We start from the raw sequence: 5,926 nt of genomic DNA, 5'->3' as shown, positions 1-5,926 counted from the left end.
CGCTGAAATCGCGTTCGTAAGTAAAAGGCTTGTCCGATATGCCATGGAACAGCTGCACGACATGCGCGCGGCTTTTGATTTCATGATCGCGCAGGTGCGTCGGCGTCAGCACCAGGTCGTAATCGTCCAGCGCCTGGCCGCTCCGGAATAATGAACCGTAGCCGGCATATTCGGGACTGAGCGCGCTGTCTTCGGTGAGCGCGTCGACTACCAGATGGCTATCGCAGCCGCCGCGCTGACCCTCGGCCTCAACTGGTATGTGCAGGAGAACTTCCGCTTCATGTCGAATCTGATACACGTCGAAACCGATCGCGAAGCGCGCAATCGGGGTCTCAACATCCTGCAATTCCGTGCCCAGTTTTATTTCTGAAGGCCCAAACCACTAAAAGGCTGCTAAAAAAACGTAGCGAGCGCAGCTAAGACGAAGCCTTGGGCAACGAGTATTGGCAAGTGTAGCAGTTTCAACAACCCGCTATTTGGTACTTGCCGAACTACCCTTGGACGCCGAGTTGTAATCCCGAGTCTGGAATCCTGTCTCTGTTCGGGAAAACTTTTCGGTATACGGCCTTACCCGGCCCTCCCCAGCAAGCGGGGAGGGGGCAAACCGCACCCCTGATCTAACGCAATACGTTTTCTGCAGGGATATAGGCCCGCCCCACGTCTTCCGCCAGGTTGCGATACGTGATATGACCGTCGTGCACGTGCAGCCCGGCGCGCAGATCGGCGTCGTCGCGCAACGCGGCGAGAGCGCCTTTGCCGGCCAGCGTTTGCACATATGGCAGGGTCGCTTGCGTCAGGGCCAAAGTTGCCGTCCGCGCACATGCCGCCGGCATATTGCCGACGCAGTAGTGAACGATATTCTCCTCGACATAAAACGGCTCTGTGTGCGTGCTCGGGCGCGAGGTTTCGGCGATGCCGCCCTGATCGATGCCGACATCGACCAGCGCCGAGCCTGCGCGCATGCGCTTCAGCAGATTGCGCGAAATCAGTTTGGGCGTCAGCCCGCCGGGCAGTAGCAGCGCGCCGATCACGAGATCGGCTTCGATCACGGCGGCTTCGAGCGCATCGGGCTCCGCGTGCGAGGTGCGTATGCCGGCGTGGCGCTGTTCGAGCTCGGCGAGGCGGGCGATATTGCGGTCGAGCACGGTGACCTGCGCGCCCATGCCGATTGCGATGCGGGCAGCGTTTGCGCCGACCGTACCGGCGCCGATGATCGTCACCCTGGCCGGCGCGACGCCGGGAACGCCCGCCAAGAGCACACCCGAGCCGCCGTTCGCCATGGTCAATGCCGCGGCGCCCATCTGCGGCGCCAGACGTCCGGCGATTTCCGACATCGGAATCAGCAAGGGCATGCGCCCGGATCGATCCGTGATGGTTTCGTAGGCGATTCCGGTCACGCGCGCCGCGAGCATCGCTTGCAGCAGCCCCGGATCGGGCGCCAGGTGCAGATAACAGAATAGCGTCTGCCCGGTTCGCAGCAGCGGCCATTCGGCTTGCTGCAATTCCTTGACCTTGACCACCAGGTCGCACGCGTAAATTTCGCGCGCGGTGTCGGCGATAGCCGCGCCGGCCGCTCGGTAGTCTGCATCGCTGAAGCCGACCTTGCTGCCGGCGTCGCGCTCGATGCTGACGCGATGCCCGGCGCTGGCCAGGGCGCGAACGCCGCCCGGAGTCAGGCCGACGCGATACTCGTGATCCTTGGTTTCTTTGGGTACGCCGATCAACATGGGAGGTGGTCAAGACGAGAGGGTCGAAGGCTCCTATAGGATACTCGCATGGAATTCGAGTTCCGACCTCGATCTGCCCGCGCACAGCACAACGTTGCCCGAAACAGGCGCTTTTGCAATCGGTAAGCTATACGTAAGGCGGGCGCGATTAATCTATCTCGACCGCGAACCAGGCAGTCCCGGATTTCTGTTTCTCTGCATCCAGGCTACGCTGCTGATTGGACGGGAATGGTTGGTTTCTGCGCCGGCTCCGAGCGTTGACATCACTTACCGGCTTGATAGGAGGATATAAATGAATACCGCAAATGTCGTTTCTTCCGCAATGGCCGAGCAGCAGAGGCCGACCAGCCATGGCCGGATCGACGCTATGCTCGCCCGCTTGCGCGAGGGCGCGCGCGCCTTCGCGAAATTGCCGATCGCCGACCGCATCGCGCTGGCGCGCGGCATGCAAGCCGGCTACTTGAAAATCGCCGACGCCAGCGTGAAGGCCGGATGCGCGGCAAAAGGAACGACCAATACCGGCGAAGAGTGGGCGCTGAACCCGTGGATGACGGTGCGCCATCTGCGCCTGATCATCGAGTCGTTGGGCGCTTTGCAGCAGACCGGCAACACACGCATCGGCAAAGTCGCGACCGCGGCTGACGGCAGCTTGCGCGTCCAGGTGTTCCCGGCCAGCCGGCTCGACGGCATGCTGTTTTCGAAGGTGCGCGTCGATGTGCACATGCAGCCGCGCATCAGCGAGCAGGCGATGCACGAATCGCGTGCGCGTTTCTACAAGAAACCCGATCACGATGGCCGCATCGCGCTCGTGCTCGGCGCGGGCAATATCGCCGCCGTTGCCGTGATGGATCTCCTGACCAAGATGTTCAACGAAGGCAAGGCGTGCGTGTTCAAGATGAACCCGGTCAACGCCTATCTCGGCCCATATATCGAACAGGCATTCGCCGATGCGATCGCGAAAGATTATCTGGCCGTCGTCTACGGTGGCGCCGAAGAGGGCGCTTATCTGGTGCAGCATAAGGACATCGCCGAAATCCACATTACCGGTTCGGACAAGACCTATGACGCCATCGTCTGGGGTCCGCCCGGAGCCGAGCGCGAAGCGCGCAAGGCGCGCAACGATCCGCTGCTGAAGAAGCCGATCACCGCCGAACTGGGCAATGTGTCGCCGGTCATCGTCGTGCCGGGCCCGTACAGCGAGAAGGAGTTGTGCTATCAGGCGGAAGACATCGCTGCCACGAGCACGACCAACGGCTCGTTCAACTGCAACGCGGCGCGCGTGGTGCTGACACCGCGCGGCTGGAGACCGCGTTCGCAATTGCTGGCTCGCGTCGAGAGCGTGTTTGCCGCAACGCCGCCGCGCAACGCCTACTACCCCGGCGCGCGCAAACGCTGGGACGAACTGATGCACGGACGTTCGAATGCGCGCACGTTTGGCGCGCCCGCTGCCAATACCCTGCCGTGGACGCTGTTGTCGCTGAACGCCGGCGACAACGCCGAGCCCGCGTTCCGCGAGGAATTTTTCTGCCCGGTGCTCGGCGAAGCCGAAATCGGCAGCAACGATCCGCTGGCTTTTCTCGATGAAGCCGTGAATTTCGCCAACGGTCGCCTGTGGGGCACCTTGTCGGCAACGCTGATCGTGCATCCGAAGAGCATGAAGGACGCGCGCATTCGCGAGGCGGTCGAAAACGCGATCGTCAGGCTGCGCTACGGTACGGTCGGCGTCAACGCCTGGCCGGGTATGTCATTCGCATTCGGCACGCCGCCGTGGGGCGCATTTCCAGGCTCGTCGCAAAAAGACATTCAGAGCGGCAGCGGCTTCGTGCACAACACGCCTATGCTCGAAGGCATCGAAAAAACCGTGCTGCGCCATCCGCTGACGACGTTTCCGAAGCCCGCGTATTTCCCGAGTCATAAAACCGTGAACGCCATGATGCCGCGCATGACCGCATTCGAAGAGCGGCAGGCGTTGGCCAAAGTGCCGGGCGTGCTGGCGGCGGCAATGCGGTGCTGATGAGATAAGCGGCAGCAGGCGTAGCCCGGATGGAAGTACATCCGGGAATCGCCAGATTCCGTTTCACTCCGCGAATCCGGGCTTTTTAAGGGCTTCCACGATGATTCCGGCGGCATCTATGACTTTAGTCCTATGACATAAGTCGTATTGATTTTTCGCTGTGGTTGTGTTTATTGTTATTGTTTACGTTCCCCCTCTTCCATGCCTTCGGCGAAAACCGGCGCAGCTTCGCCGAAGCTAATCAATGCGCCTTCAATGGAGAATGCAATGCACAAGAACTCAATAAAAAACCGGGCTGGGTCATCAGTCCTCGCCACCGCCGTCCTGACTACCTTTCTCACCCTAGCCAGCCCCGCTGCTTTTGCGGATCAGTCCGAAGATGCCAAACACGCCGATCGTGCCGATACTACGCGGTGCAAAGGTCTTCCCAGCCACGGCCAGCTAAAGGCCGCGCTCAATGCAGCGGTCGCCGCCGATTCCACCGGCCTCGACAACCAGATGTGGGGGACGATAGTCGACGATACCGGCAAAGTCTGCGCCGTCGCGTTTTCGGGTGCGACCTTGGGCGCGCAATGGCTGGCGAGCCGCGTGATCTCGGCGCAAAAAGCCAATACCGCCAACTCGCTGAGCCTCGACGACCTGGCGTTTTCGACTGCGCTGCTGTTTTCGGCGGCACAGCCCGGTGGTTTTCTGTTCGGCTTGCAGCACAGCAACCCGGTCGACACAGAGGTCGCTTACAAAGGCCCGTCGGCCAATTTCGGACGACATAACGACCCGATGGTCGGGTTTCGCATCGGCGGCATCAACGTGTTCGGCGGCGGGCTGGCGTTGTACTCGGCCGGCCACGTCAAAATGGGCGGCGTCGGCGTCAGCGGCGATACCTCGTGCACCGACCACTTTATCGCGTGGCGCCTGCGCAAAAATCTGAATCTCGATCATCTGGCCGGTATCCCCAGATTCGTTTCTGGCGATGCAGCGCGACCGGATAACATCGTTTTCGACATCACGTCGAACCCAGGCGGCGGCACCGGAATCAGCGCGGGCGGTTTCGGCCATCCGAGTTGCCCGGGCGCAGGAAACCCCGCAACTCTGCCAGTGGTCGTTCCGTAGCGCATACCGCTGAAAAACGCGCGTAGCCCCGACGAAACGAAGCGCAATCCGGGAATCGGCGATTTCCGGATTGCGTTCCACTGCGTCGGACTACACACCACCCGTCGTTCCCGCGGAAGCGGGAATCCAGTATCGTCAAGCCATATCGCTGGTCCCCACCTGCGCGGGGACGAAGGCGCATTAATAATTTTTTCCGAAAATCAGTAATACTTGACCTATTACTGATGTCGTATTGTGCAGTGCGACTCCGGTCTTATAATTCCGGCTGGCTTTGCGAAAGGACGACAGCTTGGCGCTGCTTGCGAAACTCACAGCACCGAGACCCTCGCGGGTTTATGCGCGAGAGCGGCTGTTCACAGCGCTCGATGAAGCGCGCTCGCGGCCGGCAGTATGGATGCACGGCCCGCCCGGCGCCGGCAAGACCACGCTGATCGCAACTTATCTCACCAGCCGCGCGATTCCGTTCCTCTGGTATCAGGTCGATGAAGGCGACGGCGATATCGCGACCTTCTTCTACTATTTCGGTCTTGCGGCGACCAAAGTTGCGGCGCGGCGGAAGAAGCCATTGCCGCTGTTTACGCCCGAGTTCGCGCATGGTGTTTCCGCCTTCGCGCGCCGCTATTTCCAGGAGTTCTACAGCCGCATCAAGCCGCCGTTCGCCACCGTTCTCGACAATTATCAGGACGCGCCGGGCGATTCCGCGCTGCATGAAGTCATACGGCATGCGATCGAGTGCGCGCCGCCGGGCGTTGCGATTTTTGCCGCGAGCCGCGCGGCACCGCCGCCTGCGTTCGCGCGCCTGCGCACAAATGACGCGATCGAGATCATCGATTGGGAAGCGCTGCGGCTAACCGCGGACGAGGCGCAGTCGATCACGCGGCTGCGCGGTGGTCAGGAATTGAGCGCCGATCTACTCGCTCGCGCAGAAGGCTGGGCCGCCGGCATCACGCTGCTGCTGGCCGGCGTAGGCGACCTTGCCGCGCAATCGTTCGAGAGCTCGACGCCGCAGCAATTGTTCGATTACTTCGCCGCCGAAATTTTCGAGAAAACCGATCGCAAGACGCAGGATTTCCTG

Annotated in this window: 5 protein-coding genes; 4 read left to right on the top strand and 1 reads right to left on the bottom strand. The window is 61.4% G+C overall.

Going from position 1 to position 5,926, the window contains the following annotated elements:
- Positions 1-214 precede the first annotated feature (214 nt).
- Complete coding sequence (locus H0V78_04135) at positions 215-370, top strand: hypothetical protein (protein MBA2350994.1); 156 nt, start codon at positions 215-217, stop codon at positions 368-370.
- Positions 371-617: 247 nt separating this feature from the next.
- Here the strand turns inward: H0V78_04135 and ald are convergent, their stop codons facing one another.
- On the bottom strand, positions 618-1,727 hold the full coding sequence (gene ald, locus H0V78_04130) for an alanine dehydrogenase (protein MBA2350993.1): 1,110 nt from the start codon (positions 1,725-1,727) through the stop codon (positions 618-620).
- 322 nt (positions 1,728-2,049) lie between these two features.
- On the opposite strand from ald, the gene H0V78_04125 reads away from it, so the two are divergent.
- The 3 genes from H0V78_04125 to H0V78_04115 form a co-directional block, all read left to right on the top strand.
- Positions 2,050-3,741 (top strand): aldehyde dehydrogenase, encoded by a 1,692-nt coding sequence (locus tag H0V78_04125; GenBank protein MBA2350992.1) that lies wholly within the window; start codon positions 2,050-2,052, stop codon positions 3,739-3,741.
- Between the two features lie 267 nt (positions 3,742-4,008).
- Positions 4,009-4,851, top strand: a complete 843-nt coding sequence (locus tag H0V78_04120; GenBank protein ID MBA2350991.1) for a heme-binding protein — start codon at positions 4,009-4,011, stop codon at positions 4,849-4,851.
- A gap of 289 nt (positions 4,852-5,140) precedes the next feature.
- Positions 5,141-5,926: AAA family ATPase (locus tag H0V78_04115; GenBank protein MBA2350990.1), on the top strand; the 786-nt coding region annotated here is incomplete at its 3' end.

The sequence above is a fragment of the Burkholderiales bacterium genome (assembly GCA_013695435.1).
GTDB lineage: Bacteria > Pseudomonadota > Gammaproteobacteria > Burkholderiales > JACMKV01 > JACMKV01.
This window is presented reverse-complemented; position numbering and strand designations above follow the sequence as displayed.

Excerpts from the sequence above, each read along its gene's own strand:
- H0V78_04135 (MBA2350994.1), top strand. The coding sequence starts at position 215 with ATGGCTATCGCAGCCGCCGCGCTGACCCTCGGCCTCAACTGGTATGTG.
- ald (MBA2350993.1), bottom strand. The coding sequence starts at position 1,727 with ATGTTGATCGGCGTACCCAAAGAAACCAAGGATCACGAGTATCGCGTC.
- H0V78_04125 (MBA2350992.1), top strand. The coding sequence starts at position 2,050 with ATGGCCGAGCAGCAGAGGCCGACCAGCCATGGCCGGATCGACGCTATG.
- H0V78_04120 (MBA2350991.1), top strand. The coding sequence starts at position 4,009 with ATGCACAAGAACTCAATAAAAAACCGGGCTGGGTCATCAGTCCTCGCC.